This window comes from Paraburkholderia sp. MM5477-R1, from assembly GCF_050436385.1.
GTDB classification, from domain to species: Bacteria; Pseudomonadota; Gammaproteobacteria; order Burkholderiales; family Burkholderiaceae; genus Paraburkholderia; species Paraburkholderia tuberum.
The window spans coordinates 998,129-1,013,921 of sequence record NZ_JBNDMC010000006.1; the positions used below are offsets into that span (position 1 = coordinate 998,129).

14 protein-coding genes and 1 pseudogene are annotated in these 15,793 nt (G+C 63.7%); 10 read left to right on the forward strand and 5 right to left on the reverse strand.

What is annotated here, in order from left to right; all coding sequences use genetic code 11:
• Positions 1 to 73 precede the first annotated feature (73 nt).
• Positions 74 to 595, forward strand: a complete 522-nt coding sequence (locus tag OKW35_RS22930) for a hypothetical protein (protein ID WP_184063294.1) — start codon at positions 74 to 76, stop codon at positions 593 to 595.
• 146 nt (positions 596 to 741) lie between these two features.
• Here OKW35_RS22930 and OKW35_RS22935 read toward each other — a convergent pair whose 3' ends face one another.
• The gene (locus tag OKW35_RS22935) at positions 742 to 1,173 is read right to left on the reverse strand and encodes a hypothetical protein (RefSeq protein ID WP_184063297.1); all 432 of its coding nucleotides are present in this window, start codon (positions 1,171 to 1,173) and stop codon (positions 742 to 744) included.
• Positions 1,174 to 1,413: 240 nt separating this feature from the next.
• On the opposite strand from OKW35_RS22935, the gene OKW35_RS22940 reads away from it, so the two are divergent.
• The 6 genes from OKW35_RS22940 to ggt all read left to right on the forward strand — a co-directional run bounded on the left by OKW35_RS22940 (position 1,414) and on the right by ggt (position 8,099).
• Positions 1,414 to 2,115 (forward strand): CDP-alcohol phosphatidyltransferase family protein, encoded by a 702-nt coding sequence (locus tag OKW35_RS22940; RefSeq protein WP_184063299.1) that lies wholly within the window; start codon positions 1,414 to 1,416, stop codon positions 2,113 to 2,115.
• Positions 2,112 to 2,909, forward strand: a complete 798-nt coding sequence (locus tag OKW35_RS22945; RefSeq protein ID WP_429553212.1) for a HalD/BesD family halogenase — start codon at positions 2,112 to 2,114, stop codon at positions 2,907 to 2,909. The genes OKW35_RS22940 and OKW35_RS22945 overlap by 4 nt, the downstream gene beginning before the upstream one ends.
• Complete coding sequence (locus OKW35_RS22950) at positions 2,906 to 3,982, forward strand: lysylphosphatidylglycerol synthase domain-containing protein (RefSeq protein ID WP_429553213.1); 1,077 nt, start codon at positions 2,906 to 2,908, stop codon at positions 3,980 to 3,982. The genes OKW35_RS22945 and OKW35_RS22950 overlap by 4 nt, the downstream gene beginning before the upstream one ends.
• Positions 3,983 to 4,010: 28 nt before the next feature.
• Positions 4,011 to 4,775, forward strand: a complete 765-nt coding sequence (locus tag OKW35_RS22955; RefSeq protein WP_429402708.1) for an NTP transferase domain-containing protein — start codon at positions 4,011 to 4,013, stop codon at positions 4,773 to 4,775.
• A 139-nt stretch (positions 4,776 to 4,914) separates the two neighbouring features.
• Positions 4,915 to 6,318: an MFS transporter gene (locus OKW35_RS22960; protein WP_429553830.1), complete on the forward strand. Its 1,404-nt coding sequence runs from the start codon at positions 4,915 to 4,917 to the stop codon at positions 6,316 to 6,318.
• A 35-nt stretch (positions 6,319 to 6,353) separates the two neighbouring features.
• Complete coding sequence (gene ggt / locus OKW35_RS22965) at positions 6,354 to 8,099, forward strand: gamma-glutamyltransferase (protein ID WP_429553214.1); 1,746 nt, start codon at positions 6,354 to 6,356, stop codon at positions 8,097 to 8,099.
• 40 nt (positions 8,100 to 8,139) lie between these two features.
• Here ggt and OKW35_RS22970 read toward each other — a convergent pair whose 3' ends face one another.
• Positions 8,140 to 9,294 carry a Fic family protein gene (locus OKW35_RS22970; RefSeq protein WP_429553215.1) on the reverse strand — a complete coding sequence of 385 codons (1,155 nt, stop codon included), beginning with the start codon at positions 9,292 to 9,294 and terminating at the stop codon, positions 8,140 to 8,142.
• A gap of 207 nt (positions 9,295 to 9,501) precedes the next feature.
• Positions 9,502 to 10,551 carry a S1C family serine protease gene (locus tag OKW35_RS22975; RefSeq protein ID WP_187619609.1) on the reverse strand — a complete coding sequence of 350 codons (1,050 nt, stop codon included), beginning with the start codon at positions 10,549 to 10,551 and terminating at the stop codon, positions 9,502 to 9,504.
• Positions 10,552 to 10,728: 177 nt separating this feature from the next.
• Here OKW35_RS22975 and OKW35_RS22980 point away from each other — a divergent pair, with 177 nt between their 5' ends.
• Together OKW35_RS22980 and ppk2 are read left to right on the forward strand one after the other, a co-directional pair.
• The gene (locus OKW35_RS22980; protein ID WP_090807279.1) at positions 10,729 to 11,127 is read left to right on the forward strand and encodes a VOC family protein; all 399 of its coding nucleotides are present in this window, start codon (positions 10,729 to 10,731) and stop codon (positions 11,125 to 11,127) included.
• Positions 11,128 to 11,289: 162 nt separating this feature from the next.
• Positions 11,290 to 12,216: a polyphosphate kinase 2 gene (ppk2, locus tag OKW35_RS22985; RefSeq protein ID WP_429553216.1), complete on the forward strand. Its 927-nt coding sequence runs from the start codon at positions 11,290 to 11,292 to the stop codon at positions 12,214 to 12,216.
• A gap of 98 nt (positions 12,217 to 12,314) precedes the next feature.
• On the opposite strand, the pseudogene OKW35_RS22990 reads toward ppk2, so the two are convergent.
• Both OKW35_RS22990 and OKW35_RS22995 read right to left on the reverse strand, forming a co-directional pair.
• Positions 12,315 to 13,902: pseudogene (locus tag OKW35_RS22990) on the reverse strand (inorganic phosphate transporter).
• Positions 13,903 to 14,130: 228 nt separating this feature from the next.
• Entirely contained in the window at positions 14,131 to 14,724 is a 594-nt protein-coding gene (locus tag OKW35_RS22995; protein WP_090807273.1) for a short chain dehydrogenase, read from the reverse strand.
• A 222-nt stretch (positions 14,725 to 14,946) separates the two neighbouring features.
• Between OKW35_RS22995 and OKW35_RS23000 the strand changes: the two genes are divergently transcribed.
• Positions 14,947 to 15,792, forward strand: coding sequence for a CHAD domain-containing protein (locus OKW35_RS23000; protein ID WP_184063345.1), 846 nt, complete (start codon positions 14,947 to 14,949; stop codon positions 15,790 to 15,792).
• Position 15,793 lies beyond the last annotated feature (1 nt).

Genomic DNA, 15,793 nt, shown 5'->3' on the forward strand with positions numbered 1-15,793 from the left:
GCCAAGCGGCTGGGCGGGTAGAATCGCGGGTTCGAAATCTGTTTGTGCGCCCCGCGAAGTGAGTGAACCTGTGATGACCGACACGCCCTTTCCCTCGACCGACACGAATGCCGAGTTCCTCGGACCGGACGACAGCGTGCATGAAGAACGTCTGTGGCGCGACAACGGCTGGACCGCGCGCATCATCAAGAACGAAGACGACGAAGGCTGGGCCGTCGAAATGATCAAGGACGGCGAGGCGGAGCCTGCGCTCGTCGGACCGTGGACGATGGGCCGCAACAAGAAGGATCCGAAGCCGCTCGACGTATCGGCGTTCAACACGCTCGTGAAAACCGCGACGGAAGTGCTGCGTCGTCACGAGCAGCAGCTGCGCGCGCAACTCCACAAGACAGTGCGCGTGCCGAGCGCGGACGGCAACGACGAACTCGACATCACGCTCGACATCGTCCCCGACGAAGACGAGCCGTACGCACTGTTGAGCGCGCTCGATATTTTCGGCGAGCAGATCGCGCAAGTGCAGGTTGCGCCGACGTTCAAGCTCAGCAAGGCGAGCGCCGCGGCGTGGGTGGCAAACGAGTTTCGTCGGCCGGGGTAAGTGGCGGTTATAGGCGCGGTTGCGTCGTGATCGGCTCCGCTGGTCGCTGACACTGCCGGCGATCATGGCTGGCCACTCGAACTGGCTCGTGGTCGAAGATATCGACGATCGTGGCGAAACGGTCGGATACGACGTCTCGCCAAACCCTAGCTGCGCTTGCAGAAAATCGCGGTGATGAGCGGCGCGACGTGATGCACGATCGCCGTGCTGCCGGCGTTTTCAAGCGCGCTTTTAACATTGTCGTCGCTGCCGAACACGACCGCGCCATACGCGGACTGGGCGACCGGTTCGCCGTCGCCGACCCGGAACATCGGGTCGTCCTTTTCGAAGCCCACCACCGCGAATACGCGGAAACCGAACGCGGTCAGATGCACATCGGGCATCGGCGAGAACGCGTTGATCGAGTTGCTTTCGACGTGACTTGGCTTCGGTTTGATCAGCTGCTGCTGCATCAGATCGGCAATGAACTGGTGGCCGCTCTCATTGCATGTCAGCGGCGCGTCGAGCTCCACGGCGAACGAAGAAAGGGGCAGCGCGGCGGCGGCGGCAAACAGCAGAGGGACAAGGAGACGGTTCATGAGCGTAGGCGGGCGTCAACAGTCGATGTCGTGGATTAGCAACCACTGCGCCATCCCCCGGAGGGCACGAGCGGTGCTGCACATCGAACAGATTCCGCGTGACTGGCACAACTGGATTCGCACTTTACAGCGATTCGGTGAATTCCGCTTTGTGACGGACACACGAACGGCATCTGCAAATTGCAGAGCAACGTACGGCATAACAGCAAGCTTTCAGAATCCCGTATATATTTCCGCCCTATGACTTCGCAACCCCGACCTCCAATCAACGTTCCGCCGCCACGTACGTGGGACGCCCGGCTCGCCCGCCGGCTCGTGACACCGCTAGTCGACACCTGGGTCACCCCGAACCATTTGACCACGCTGCGCCTGCTGATCGGCGTCGCAGGCGCGCTGTGCCTTGCGCACGGGGGATTCGCGTGGGCCAATGCGGGCGCACTGCTGATCGTCCTGTCGAATTTCGTCGATCACACGGACGGCGAACTCGCGCGAGTGGGCGGCAAGTCGAGCCGCATCGGTCATTTTTACGATCTCGCCTGTGATGCGCTCGTGACCGTGATGCTGTTCGTCGGCATGGGTATCGGTGTCGGCGGCGCGCAGATCGACGCTTTGAAGCTCGCGCCCGGCGTGCTCGGCGCGGTGGCTGGTGTCGCGGTCGCCCTGATCTTCTTTTTGCGCATGCGGATCGAGGAAATGGTCGGCAAGGCCGGCACGAAGCAGGCGTCGATGGGGGGCTTCGAAACCGAGGACGTGCTGTACCTGCTGCCCATCGTCACGCTGACGAATGTCGTCGCGCCGTTCGTGGTGATCGCGTCGATCGGCGCGCCGCTGTTCGCCGTATGGGTGGTGATCGACTACTGGCGCGTCGCGCGCCGTAGCGCTCGCCCGACGGCCAAGGCTGCCAGCGCGTCTGAATCCCGTCAACAGTGGGCCAGCAAATGAATCTGCACGCCGAAGACGACGTGATCGCGCCCGTGTCGTCAGGCACGCCCGCGCCCGATGCCGACCGCGCGGTCGCGAGCCGTACCCGCACGTTCGACAACGCGCGTCTGCGTAAAGACTTCGCCGCGCAGGACGCGTTTCTGTATCTGGACGATTTCCTCGCGCCGGAAGTGACCGCGCAGCTGGTACACAGCGCGCGCGCGCTGCTCGACGAAGTGAACCGCAACTATCTGCCGGGTCACAAGCAGGGCGGCAGTGTCAGCCGCCATACGATCGACCGTCTCGCGCCGTTCGTCGCCGAGCTGTATCGCTCGAAGGAGTTGATCGGCTGGCTCGAGCAGCTTAGCGGCGACCAGTTGCAGGTGTCGCCCGCCGACGATCCGCACGCATACGCGCTCTACTACTACACGCGCCCCGGCGACCATATCGGCTGGCACTACGATACTTCGTATTACGAGGGACGCCGCTACACGCTGCTGCTCGGCGTGATCGACGAATCGTCGTGCCGGCTCGACTACGAACTGCATACGCGCAATCCGGAGGTGCCCGACCAGCCGGGCTCGGTGCAGATTCCGCCGGGCGGCCTCGTGTTTTTCGATGGCGACAAGCTGCGTCATCGCATCACGCCGGCCGGGCCGAACGAGATGCGTGTGTCGCTGACGTTCGAATACGTCACCGATCCCAACATGCGGCCGTGGCGCCGCTTCGTTTCCAACATGAAGGACGCGATCGCGTACTTCGGTTTCCGCCAGGTGTTCCGTCAGATGGCCTCGCGCGGCAAGGACGCCGCGTGAGTCGGGCGGCCCTGCTTCTGCTGTCGATCGGCTCGGCGCTGTTCGTCGGCCTGCTCGCCTGGCAGGGCTTCGGCTCGGTGGCGTCGACCTTGCTCGCAGCCGGCTGGGGCCTCGCGGTCGTCGCCGCGTTCCACGTGGTGCCGCTCGTGCTCGATGCGGCTGCGATCGCCGTGCTGTTCAGGCGCGACCACCCTTCGCGTGACGGTGCGCATGAAGGTCCGGCAAGCGGTGCAACCAGCGGCGCGACGAGCGCTGCGCGAGCCGAACCCTCGCTGCGCGATGCGTTGTCCGCGCGCTGGATCGGCGAGTCGGTGAATAGCCTGCTGCCCGCTGGGCAGATCGGCGGCCCGGTGGTGATGGTGCGTCAACTGTCGCAGCGCGGCATGCTGCTGCGCGACGCGGCCGCCGCGATCACCGTCAGCACGACCTGGCAGGCGCTCGCGCAAATCGTGTTCGCGCTCGGTGGCCTCGCGATGTTCGGCGCGTACGCCGCGCACGGCACGCTGCACGACCTGCGCACCGCAACGCTGATTGCGACCGGCGTGCTCGGCGCGCTGATCGCCGCGTTCTACTTCGCGCAGCGGCGCGGTCTGTTCGGCCGGCTGCTGGGCGTGGTGTCGAAGGTGTTCGGCAAGCGCGACTGGTCGTCGCTGATGACGCGCGCGGAAGCCGTCGATGCCGCCGTGCAGTCGCTGTACCGCGAGCGCGGCCGCGTGGCGGCGAGCTTTGCGCTGAGCCTCGTGGGATGGGTCGTCGGCACGGCCGAGGTATGGCTCGCGCTGCGTTTTCTCGGTCATCCGGTCGGCTGGATCGACGCGCTGCTGCTGGAAAGCATCGGCCAGGCGATTCGCGGCGCGGCCTTCATGATCCCGGGCTCGCTCGGCGTGCAGGAGGGCGGCTATCTGCTGCTCGCGCCGCTGGTGGGTTTGCCGCCCGACGCGGCGCTGGCGTTGTCGCTCGCCAAGCGTGCGCGTGAACTCCTGCTGGGCCTGCCGGGCCTGCTTGTATTGCACTTCAGCGAACGAAGCTGGCAACGGCGGCGCGCTCCACGGCGCGTGCCGGTTGCCGATTGACCTCCGTACTTTTTTCAAAGGACCGCGCATGCGCGCAATCATTCTCGCAGCGGGCCTCGGCCTGCGTCTCCAGCAGCCGCCGCAAGCCCAGTTTCCGAAATGCCTGTTGCAGTTCGACGGCATGAGCCTGCTCGAACGGCATCTGCAGATGCTCAAAACCGCTGGCGTGACCGACGTCGTGCTGGCGCTCGGTTTCCAGCCGGAATCCGTGCAGGCGGAACTCGCGCGCATCGACTGGCCGCACAAGGTCGAGACCGTGCTCAATCCGCGCTTCGATCTTGGCAGCGTGCTGACCGTGCATACCGTTGCCGACGCGTTGACGCGCGGCGGCGACGTGCTGCTGATGGACGCCGACGTGCTGTACGACGAGCGCATCCTGAGCGCGCTGGTGGCGGGCGAGTCGGTGAACCGTCTGCTGATCGACCGCGATTTCGAAGCGGGCGACGAGCCCGTCAAGCTGTGCCTGAAGGACGGCGTGCCGGTCGAGTTGCGCAAGCAGCTCGCGGTCAATCTGGAGTACGACACGATCGGCGAGTCGGTCGGTTTCTTCCGCTTCCGCGAGGAAACCGCGCGACGCTTCACGCAGATCGTCGCGGGCTATATCGACAGCGGCCGCGCGAACATGCCGCACGAAGAGGCGGTGCGTGACCTGCTGCTCGAGCGCAGCCAGCTGTTCGACACGGCCGACGTGACCGGCGCGCCGTGGATCGAGATCGACTTCCCGAACGACGTCGCGCGCGCCGCCAACGAGATCCTGCCGCAGTTGCAGCCGCTCGTCAGCGCATCGCGCTGAGGCGTCCGTGCCGCGCGCGAAGATGCACGGCAGCGCGCGATGGCACCCGGCAAAATCCCGTCGCGCGACAACATTTGTTGTCGCCGCGATGCCATAATCGACGCTTTCCATTGATGGCTGGCCGCCCGTCGCCATGACAATGCTGCTCGCTTTAGGCGCTTTCATCGTTCCGCTGATCGTCGCGTGCGCGATGTTCATGGAAAACGTGGACGGCACGGTCATCGTGACGTCGCTGCCGGTTCTGGCACGCGACCTCGGTCATGATCCGATCACGCTGAAGCTTGCGGTCACCGCGTATGTGATCGGCCTTGGCGTCTTTATCCCGATCTGCGGCTGGGTCGCCGACCGCTTCGGTTCGCGCACCGTGTTCCGGACCGCGATCGGCATCTTCCTGGCGGGCTCGCTGTTGTGCGCGGCCTCGACTTCGCTCGATACCTTCGTGCTCGCGCGCTTCGTGCAGGGCATCGGCGGCGCGCTGATGGTGCCGGTGGGCCGCATCATCATCTTCCGGTCGCTGCCGAAGTCGGAGTTCATTCGCGCGATGAACTATCTGACGGTGCCGGCGTTGCTCGGTCCGGTGGTCGGGCCGCCGCTCGGCGGCTTTATCACGACCTATCTGCACTGGCGTCTGATCTTCGTGATCAACGTGCCGATCGGCCTGCTCGGCATCTGGCTCACCAACAAATACATCGCCAATACGCGCGAGCCGCATCCGGGCCGGCTCGACTGGCTCGGCTTCGTGCTGTCGGCTAGCGGGGCTTCGCTGTTCATGCTCGGGCTCTCGCTGGTCGGCGGCGAACTGGTGTCGACGGGACTATCGGTCGGCATGTGCGTGACCGGCATCGTGTTGCTGCTGCTTTATGTGCTGTATGCGAGCCGCGTCGCGCTGCCGGTGCTCGATCTGCGTTTGCTGCGCATTCCAAGTTTTCATGCGAGCGTGATCGGCGGTTCGCTGTTTCGGATCGGTCTTGGCGCCGTGCCGTTCCTGTTGCCGCTCGCGTTGCAGGAAGGGCTCGGCATGACCGCGTTCAGAGCCGGCGCGATCACGTGCGCGTCCGCGTTCGGTTCGATCTTCATGAAGACGGTGGCGTCGCGCATTCTCGAACGCTTCGGCTTTCGTACCGTGCTGATGGTCAACGCCGCGTGCGCGGGTCTCGCGATCGCCGTGTACGGGTTGTTCTTTCCCGGCACGCCGCATTGGGTGATCTGGGGCATCGTGCTGGTGGGCGGCTTCTTTCCTTCTCTGCAATTCACGTCGCTCAATACGCTGGCCTATGCCGATATTCCGGGCAGCGACGTCGGCCGCGCGACGAGTGTCGCGAGCGTCATCCAGCAGATGTCGCTCGGCCTCGGCGTGACGATCTCGGGCATCGTGCTGCAGATTTCGCATCGTGTGCAAGGGCATCCGAACATCGTGTTCTCCGATTTCTGGCCGGCGTTTCTCGTCGTCGGTCTGTTCTCGTGCCTGTCGATTCCGATTACGCGGCGGCTGCCGCGAGACGCGGGCGATGAGATCTCGCGCGGCCGTCGCGGGCGCGCGTAAGCCATCATGCGGATGTCGTCGTCGATGAGGAGGTCATGAAGTTGTTTCGCAACGTCAAAGCTTCAACCAGTGCTTCGATCAGCGGTCTTGCCCTGATCGCAATCCTCTGCGTTTCAACCGGGTTTCTCGAGGCGGCGCCTGCTGTCGCGAAAGCGCCCGCGAAGACGCAACCGGCCGTGCTTGCCGGTTCGGCGATTGCGGTGCCGGACTCATACAGCGCCGATGCCGCCGAGCAGATCTTCAACGAAGGTGGCAATGCGGTCGATGCGGCCGCCGCGATCGCCTTCACCCTCGCGGTCACGTTCCCGGATGCGGGCAACATCGGCGGGGGCGGGTTCATGACGCTGTACGTCGACAACAAGCCGTATTTCCTCGACTATCGCGAGCGCGCGCCGCTCGCCGCGACGAAGAACATGTATCTCGACGACAAGGGCGAGATCATCAAAGGCATGAGCCTGGTCGGCTATCGCGCGGTGGGCGTGCCAGGCACCGTCGACGGCATGTGGCAAGCGCAGCGCCGTTTCGGCAAGCTGAAATGGCAGCAGGTGCTCGCGCCGGCTATTCACTATGCGCGCGACGGCTTCGTGGTCGCCCCGCAACTGCAGAAGCGGCGCGACGATGCGGCGAAGAACTTCGCGGGCAGGACCAATTTCGACACCTACTTCGGCAATCTGAAGCAGGGCGTCACCTTCAGGCAGCCTGACCTTGCCGCGGTCCTGCAGCGTATTTCCGATCAGGGCGCGAAAGATTTCTACACGGGCAAGACTGCGGATCTGATCGCCGCTTCGATGCGCGGCCACGGCCTGATTACGAAGGCCGATCTCGCGCAGTACAAGGCGGTTTGGCGCGAGCCGGTGCAGGCGAACTGGAACGGCTACCGCGTGATCACCGCGCCGCCGCCGAGTTCGGGCGGCGTCGGGCTCGTGCAACTGCTGAAGATGAAGGCCGATATCGCGCCCGAGTTCAAGAACGTGCCGCTCAATTCCGTGCAATACGTGCATCTGATCGCGGAGCTCGAGAAGCGCGTGTTCGCGGACCGCGCGCAGTATCTCGGCGACCCGGATTTCTACAAGGTGCCGGTCGCGCAACTGATCGACGACCCGTATCTGGCCAAGCGCGCGGCCGAGGTCGATCCGAATGCGCCGTCGGACACGAAGAGCATTCAGCCGGGGCTCGGGACCTCGATGCCGGAGAAGGCGGAGACCACGCATTTTTCGGTGGTCGACAAATGGGGCAACGCGGTGTCGAACACGTACACGCTGAACGGCGCGTTCGGCTCGGGCGTCGTGGTGGATCGGGCAGGCATCGCGCTGAACGACGAGATGGACGACTTCTCCGCGAAGCCGGGCGCCGCCAACATGTTCGATGTGGTCGGCAGCGACGTGAATGCGATCGAGCCGAAGAAGCGCCCGTTGTCGTCGATGGCGCCGACGATTCTGACGAAGGACGGCAAGGTCGCGCTCGTGATCGGCACGCCGGGCGGATCGCGGATCTTCACGACGATCTTCCAGGTGATCACCGACATCTACGACTTCGACATGCCGTTGCCGGATGCGCTCGCCGCGATGCGTTTCCATCACCAGCTATTGCCGCCGAATACGATCTATTCGGAGCCGTACAAGCCGATCGAGGGCGAACTCGCCCAGCAGCTCGAGGCGAAGGGCTACAAGCTGGAAGGGCAGGAATTCACCGGCGATGTTCAGGTGATCAGGATCGATGGGGACGAGCCGGAGGCGGCGGCCGATCCGCGCGGGCGAGGGGTGACGCGGGTGGTTCGGTAGGGAGGAGAGCCGGTTGCAGCCATTCTCTTCGACGATCAGCCTAGTCCTGATCGACTTCGGGCCATAGTCTCGGGAATAGAAATCGAAGACTCTTCAATGGGAGACCGAACGAGAGATTGCCGCGATGGGAAGGCGAGTCGAGCAGTCCAATATCAAGTAGAGAGCGCGTAATCCGGCGAGCCAGAACATCAGTAACGCCAAGTATCTGATTGAATTCGGCGCGGCTGACTGCACGCCGCGTCGCCACAAACTCCATCGCCAGTGCCGAGGCCTCCGGTTTGATCACCGATTTTTCGGAGCCGATCATCCACGGATTCGAATCGAGGTAGCGCAATAGATCGAGCAGGCGATCTGCAATGCCATCGAACTCGGTCATGCGAACCATAAAGCTTACCTGGTCCAGGCAGCAATCGAGAAAGAACCGCGCGAAACGCACCAGGCCTTCCTGGGATAGATTGCCTCGGCCATCGAGGTCATTGCGGCGCGTCTGGTCGGCTTCGCTCAATCTTGCGTAGTACAGCTCATGTTCGCGTGCGAGACCGCGAAGCGGAGACCATAGGCCATGCGTCAAGTCGGCCGATCGTAAAGCGAGATGTGAATGCAGACGTGCCACCCGGCCATTGCCGTCTGCGAACGGGTGAGTCCATGCCAACCGATGATGCGAGCAGGCGATGCCGATCAACTGATGGTCCTTGATCCGTAGGCGCGCATATCGCTTGGCCCATGCATCGAGCAATGGCGCGATCATTTCAGGTTCTGGCGCGAGATGCCGGCCCACGGTGACGTCCGATCTGCGAAGTTCGCCCGGCACGATTGGTTCGCCCTCGCTGGTAAATCTCTCAGCGACCGGCAAATAGGAAAAAAATCGCTCATGAATGGCCGTAAGTCGTGCGGGCTCGAACAGGGCGGGCGTCGCAAGCGAATCCCACTCTTCTTCGAGCGAGGATTCCGTTGCAATATGCGCCATCGCAAGGCGCTGCTTTTTGCGCTCGGCGACGTCAGCTGAATAGTCGCGCTTGAGAGCGGCCTCGATCCTGGCGGGCGTGGTGTGCTGGCCTTCGATCTTATTTGTGTAGTACGAATTCATCGCACGCAATTGCGGGACGAGCGCCGCGGCAAATGGCGTCCCGCTTACGGCAAGGAGCTTTTGCGATGAGTCGACGAGTTCGGTCGTGCGCTCGATCAGCGGATCCAATACACGGTCCTCAGGAAACAAGGGTTCGAACGATACGACGGTCGTCATCGCGGATTGTAGGGTTTAATGTAGAGTTAGATGTTGTTGATTATATCGTTCAATAAATTGATTTATAAGGATTTTAATTATTTCTTGTAGAGTCTAATGTAGGGTTTGCGGTAGGGTGGCGCCTGACTGTCCACCCGCAGTCCCCCGGCAATCCCCCCATCACCCTGCCTGCTCCACCGGCGTCACCGTCAACTCCACCCGCTGCGCGCCGCGCAACACCGTCACGTTGACCGGCTTGTCGATACGCGACGCATCGAGCGTGCGTTGCAGAGCATCCACATCCTGCACCGGCTGCGCGTCGATCGCGACGATCGTGTCGTCGGTGCGCAAGCCGCCGAGCGCCGCCGGACTGCCTTTGACGATCTCCATCACGCGCACGCCGCTTTGCGTGCCGAGCCCGAAGTAGCGCTGCACGCGCCGCGACAGCGGCGTCGTCGTGCCGGCCACGCCGATATACGCGCGTCGCACGCGACCGTGCGCGAAGATCTGCATGATGACCCACTTCGCGGTATCGATCGCGGTCGCAAAACAGATGGCCTGTGCGCCAGGAATGATCGCGGTATTCACGCCGATCACCTGACCCGCCGAATTGATCAGCGGTCCGCCCGAGTTGCCCGGATTCAATGCCGCGTCGGTCTGGATCACGTCGTAGATCATGCGGCCGGAGTTCGAGCGCAGCGACCGGCCGAGCGCCGAAACGACGCCGGTCGTCACGGTCTGTTGCAGCCCGAGCGGGTTGCCGACCGCAATGGCGATCTGCCCGACGCGCAGCTTCGATGATTCGCCGAGTTCGACATGCGGCAGCGGTTCCGGCGAACCGATGCGCAGCACCGCGAGATCGCTGCCGGGATCGTCGCCGACCAGATCGGCGTCGAACTTCGCGCCGTCGGCCAGCGTCACCTGGATATGCGTCGCGCCATGCACGACGTGGCTATTGGTCAGCAGGTAGCCGTCGGGCGTGAACAGGAAGCCCGAGCCGGTGCCGCCGCGCGCGCCGCGCCCATGCGCGGACGCGTCGCCGGGCAGCCGGCGTTCGACGGCGATAAACGCGACCGCCTGCTGCACGCGCTCCAGTGCACCGATCACGGTGCGGGAGTAGGCGTCGAGCAGCGCGTCGTCGTCGTGGGTCAAAAGGTCGGTGGACTGGGGCCCGGGGGCGTCGGATGCGGCGCTCGACAGGTCATCGATGAAGCGTGGGCGGCTTCCCATAACGATGCTCCGGATAGACGGGCTCCGAGATGCGGGACGGTGCGCGAGTTTTCAAGTGCATCGCGGGGGCGTCGGCGGCGTCCCGGCCGCGCCGCCAGACCGGTGGCCACTGCCCGTGAGACACTTTCCCGGGCGGGCCGTCGCTCGCCGCTCGCTCGCGCCACGGAGACCCTGTTCATGTCCGCATCTAACGCTTCAGCGCCGCAATCCCCGCAGCCGGGTCCACGCATCGAGTCGCTCTGTGCGATCACGCTCGCCACCAGCGACATGCAGCGCGCCGTCGCGTTCTACGAAGCGCTCGGCTTCCCGATCAAGTTCGGCGGTCCGCGCGAGGCCTTCACGTCGTTCGCGTTCGGCAGTTCGTATTTGAACCTGATCGCTGATGCGCGCGCGCCGGTCAACTGGTGGGGGCGCGTGATCATCTACGTGTCGGACGTCGACGCGTTCCATGCCAGGGCGGTGGCGGCAGGCTTGCAGCCGACGTTCGCGCCGTCGGATGCGCCGTGGGGCGAGCGCTATTTTCATATCACCGATCCGGACGGCCACGAACTGAGCTTCGCGCGGCCACTGCCCTAGCGGCCGAAGTCGGGGCAAAACTCGCTATCATGGGGTTACCACGCATGTGCAGCGGCCGCCCACGCGGTAACACGGCTGACACCTCGCGCTTCGATAATCGAACGCGACCGCGTCGCGCTAGCCGCCGCGCGCCATCCCATTCCTGTTGCGAGGAGAGCCGCAATGAAAGAGCCGGACCCGAGACCCGATATCGAACTGATGGCGGAGCGGCAACGCCGTTTCGAGGAAGACCTCATCGATGCCTACGACGAAGAACTCGAAATGGAGGTCGACGACCGCATCATCGACGGCCCGAACGGCTTGACGCCCGAGCATCGCGAGGCGCGCAAGCAGTACTTCCGCGAACTGTTCCGGCTGCAGGGAGAACTGGTCAAGCTGCAGGACTGGATCGTCGCGACCGGGCACCGGCTCGTCGTGATCTTCGAGGGGCGCGACGCGGCCGGCAAGGGCGGCGCGATCAAGCGCATCACACAGCGCCTCAATCCGCGCGTGTGCCGCGTGGCCGCATTGCCCGCGCCGAACAATCGCGAGCGCACGCAATGGTATTTCCAGCGCTATGTATCGCACCTGCCGGCGGGCGGCGAGATGGTGCTATTCGATCGCAGCTGGTACAACCGCGCGGGCGTCGAGCGCGTGATGAACTTCTGCACCGACGAGGAATACGAAGAGTTTTTCCGCTCGGTGCCGGAGTTCGAAAAGATGCTGGCGCGCAGCGGCGTGCAGATCCTCAAGTACTGGTTTTCGATCACCGACGAAGAGCAGGAAATCCGCTTCCAGAACCGCATTCACGATCCGCTCAAGCAGTGGAAGCTGAGTCCGATGGATCTGGAAAGCCGGCGCCGCTGGGAAGCCTATACGCTGGCGAAGGAGGTGATGCTGCAGCGCTCGCATATCCCCGAGGCGCCGTGGTGGGTCGTGCAGGCCGTCGACAAGAAACGCGCGCGCCTGAACTGCATTCAGCATCTGCTGAGCCAGGTGCCGTATCACGAGATCGAGCATCCGCAGATCGACTTGCCGTCGCGTGTCTATCACGAAGACTATAGCCGTCAGCCGGTGCCTCAGTCGATGATCGTGCCTGAGCTGTATTAACAGCGGATCGTATGAAATAGCCGGCCAACGAAAAAGCGCGGTACGTATATCAGCGTACCGCGCTTTTCTTCGTGCTTCGCCCCGCCAGATCGGCGAACTCAGAACACCGAACGGAACGCCCAGAACAGCCCGCCCGCGAGCGCGATCGACGCGGGCAACGTCAGCACCCATGCGAGGATCAGACTGCGCACCGTGGCCCATTGCAGACCCGAGCCGTTGGCCGCCATCGTGCCGGCCACGCCGGAAGAGAGCACATGGGTCGTCGACACCGGCAGACCGTAGACGTCGGCGGCACCGATCGTGATCATCGCGACGAGTTCAGCCGACGCGCCCTGGCCGTACGTCAGATGCTGTTTGCCGATCTTCTCGCCCACCGTAACGACGATGCGCTTCCAGCCGACCATCGTGCCGAGACCCAGCGCGATCGCGACCGCCACCTTGACCCACGGCGGAATGAACTTGGTCGCGTGGTCGATCTGCGTTCTGAAGTTGGCGATGACCTTCGCGTCTTCGGGCGAGAACTGCGGCTGATTGGCCTTCTGCATCAGACGGATCGCCTCGGAGGTGACATACATGTTGTTGCGCACGTTATCGACGATGCCTTGCGGCACCGCGGCCATCGAGCCCGACTCGGCGACCTGGCGACCGATCTGCTCGGTCAGCTGCTGCAGCGCCGGCAGCGTGGCGGGCGTCAGCTGACGGGGTGCGCACGAAGGCCTCGACGTCGGCGCGCGGATCCGCGGAAGGCGCCGCGCCCTGCGTGTAGCGCGACAGCGTCGCCGCGGTTTGATGCGCGACCGCGACGAAGTTCTCCGTTTGCGCCGGCGTGACCGCCTTGTTCAGCGCGTAGGCGGTGGGCACGGTACCGATCAGGATCAGCATGATCAGCCCCATGCCTTTCTGGCCGTCGTTCGAGCCATGCGCGAACGACACGCCCGTGCAGGTCAGAATCAGCAGGCAGCGAATCCAGAACGGCGGCGGCTCCTTGCCCTTCGGCTCGGCATACAGCGCGGGCACGCGCACGACGGCCTTCAGGATCAGCAGCAGCAGGCCCGCAAGCAGAAAGCCCACGATCGGCGAAAACAGCAGCGACTTGCCGACGCCGAGCGCCTGATTCCAGTCCACGCCACTGGTGCCGTTCGCACCATGCAGCATCTGATTCATCAGACCTACGCCGATGATCGAGCCGATCAGCGTGTGCGAACTCGAAGACGGCAGGCCCAAAGACCACGTGCCCAGATTCCAGATGATCGCGGCGATCAGCAGCGCGAATACCATCGCGAAGCCGGCGCTGCTGCCAACCTGCAGAATCAACTCGACGGGCAGCAGTTGCAGCACGCCGAAGGCGACCGCTCCGCTCGACGTCAGCACGCCCAGAAAATTCCACGTGCCGGACCAGACCACCGCGATATTCGGCGTCAGCGAGTGGGTGTAGATGACGGTGGCGACCGCGTTGGCCGTATCGTGAAAGCCATTGACGAACTCGAAGCCGAGCGCGATCAGCAGCGCGACACCGAGCAGCAGATACGGCAGTACCGAGCTTTCGCGTACGGGCTGCAGATCGTCTATCAGATGAACGCCGCAGTACACGACGCCCGCGATGAGCAGGGCAACGAAAATAACCAGGCCCGCGTTACGGCCTTTGCCGCTGGCGGCGCCTGGTTGCGGATACGAAAGTTCCGGCATGACGTGAGCCCCAAAAAGTGGTCGCAGAGTTCTTGATGCTGCTTTCGCTGTGTGTCGCAACGATGACAACTACGTGACGGCATTGGGGGTGCGGGAAAAGCAGGCGCGGCGCGCCCTATGCTACGCCGCTCACGCCGGTAAATACTACGCGGGCTGGCGGACGGGAATAGCAAGATGTCCGAACCGAACTAAGCAAGAGCACGAGCGGCGAGCGGGCTTCGGTTGCGCTTACGATGCGCTGACTACTTCGCCGCTTGCGCTGCCACCGAGGGTGCGTTTATAAGCTTGCGCGACGATTTCCGCCGGTACCCCTTGCGACGGATCGCGGCCCATCGATTCGAGCGTTTCGGCGACCCACCCCGGGCTCACCACATTGACGCGGGCCTTGCCTCGCAACTCGAGCGCGGCCGAGCGCGCGAACGCTTCGACACCCGCATTGACGATGCTGACCGCGGCGCTGCCTTCCATCGGCTGTTGCGCGAGCACGCCGCTCGTCAGTGTGAACGAGCCGCCTTGCGACACATGGTCCACGCCGCAGCGCACCAGATTGACCTGCCCCATCAGTTTATTGGCAAGACTAAAAGAAAAGTCTTCGTCGCCAAGCGCCGCGAGCGGCGCGAATTTCGCCGAGCCGGCCGCGCAGATGATCGCGTCGAAGCTGCCGGCTTGCGCATACATCGCTTCGATGCTGCGTTTGTCCGACAGGTCGACGTGCAGTTCGGAGCCTTTGCGGCTCGCGCCGACCACGTCATGTTCCGTGGCGAGCAGCCTCACGATGTGCGAACCGAGCAGGCCGGTCGCACCGACAACGAGAATTCGCATACATCCTCCTAAGGTCTGTTTGCGGCATTTGCCGCACTGCACACTGCATCGTCGCCGGAGCACTCGCCGAACCGTGCAACGCGCGATCCTATCGGTCGAGGATAGACGCTGCCGGCGCGACGCGCCAACGCGTGAGGGAAGAGTCGGCTGACACGCGCCGCGATCCTCCTGAGCATCATTTTTGCTACGCTGGAAGTAAGGTCATGTTTGCCGGGAGCGTCGATGAAGCAAGACAGCGAGACAGTCAACGAGCCGGTAGAAGACGAACCGGCACAGCGTGCCTTCACTTCCTATGCCGCGCCGCTCGTCGATGAGGCGATCCGGCTCGCCAAAGGGGTGCACGGCGACGCGTCACCCGAAGCGCTGCACAAACTGCGCGTTTCACTGCGGCGTTTGCGTTCGTTATGGTGGGCTTTCGCACCGCTGCTCGACAAGGGCGAAAATTCCCGGCAACGCGCGGTCTACAAGTTTCTCGCCACCGCGGCGGGTAAAACGCGCGATTGGGACATCCTGATCGCGTTGCTCAGGCAGCAAGACAGCGGCGCGCAAGCATTGATGCCGAAGCTCGAGCAGGCGCGCCGCGACACACTGGCGACCAGCCGCGAGACGTTGTTGAACGCCGACGTCAAACACCTGCTGCGCGATGCGTTGGCCACCACTTCCGCGCAACTGCAGGCCACGCACGATTCGGCTATTGCGCTGCGCAAATTTGCCGCTCGACGCATAGGGGCGTCGGAGCGCTCATTGAAAAAGCGCATCAAACGCGCGCGCCATGCGAAACGCTCGAATTACGCAGCCTTTCACGATGTCAGAAAAGCGGGCAAGAAACTGCGCTATCTGTTCGAGTTTTTCGGGCCGGTGCTTAAAACCAGCCATAAGCGCACGCTCAAGCGCCTGAAAAAAATCCAGAAGCGCTTCGGCATGCTCAACGATACCGTCGCGAGCGAAACGCTGTTGCGCGACAATGCCGCATCGTTTGCCGACGCGGACCACATCGAAGCCGCGTTGGGTTGGCTCGACAGGAAACGCAAACGCCGCTTGCGCGCGGCGTCGGAGCTACTGGGCTGAG

Bases quoted from the DNA above. Each gene is read 5' to 3' on its own strand.
- OKW35_RS22940 (WP_184063299.1), top strand. From the start codon at position 1,414: ATGACTTCGCAACCCCGACCTCCAATCAACGTTCCGCCGCCACGTACG.
- OKW35_RS22935 (WP_184063297.1), bottom strand. From the start codon at position 1,173: ATGAACCGTCTCCTTGTCCCTCTGCTGTTTGCCGCCGCCGCCGCGCTG.
- OKW35_RS22975 (WP_187619609.1), bottom strand. From the start codon at position 10,551: ATGGGAAGCCGCCCACGCTTCATCGATGACCTGTCGAGCGCCGCATCC.
- OKW35_RS23000 (WP_184063345.1), top strand. From the start codon at position 14,947: ATGAAGCAAGACAGCGAGACAGTCAACGAGCCGGTAGAAGACGAACCG.
- OKW35_RS22980 (WP_090807279.1), top strand. From the start codon at position 10,729: ATGTCCGCATCTAACGCTTCAGCGCCGCAATCCCCGCAGCCGGGTCCA.
- ppk2 (WP_429553216.1), top strand. From the start codon at position 11,290: ATGAAAGAGCCGGACCCGAGACCCGATATCGAACTGATGGCGGAGCGG.
- OKW35_RS22955 (WP_429402708.1), top strand. From the start codon at position 4,011: ATGCGCGCAATCATTCTCGCAGCGGGCCTCGGCCTGCGTCTCCAGCAG.
- OKW35_RS22930 (WP_184063294.1), top strand. From the start codon at position 74: ATGACCGACACGCCCTTTCCCTCGACCGACACGAATGCCGAGTTCCTC.
- ggt (WP_429553214.1), top strand. From the start codon at position 6,354: ATGAAGTTGTTTCGCAACGTCAAAGCTTCAACCAGTGCTTCGATCAGC.
- OKW35_RS22995 (WP_090807273.1), bottom strand. From the start codon at position 14,724: ATGCGAATTCTCGTTGTCGGTGCGACCGGCCTGCTCGGTTCGCACATC.
- OKW35_RS22945 (WP_429553212.1), top strand. From the start codon at position 2,112: ATGAATCTGCACGCCGAAGACGACGTGATCGCGCCCGTGTCGTCAGGC.
- OKW35_RS22960 (WP_429553830.1), top strand. From the start codon at position 4,915: ATGCTGCTCGCTTTAGGCGCTTTCATCGTTCCGCTGATCGTCGCGTGC.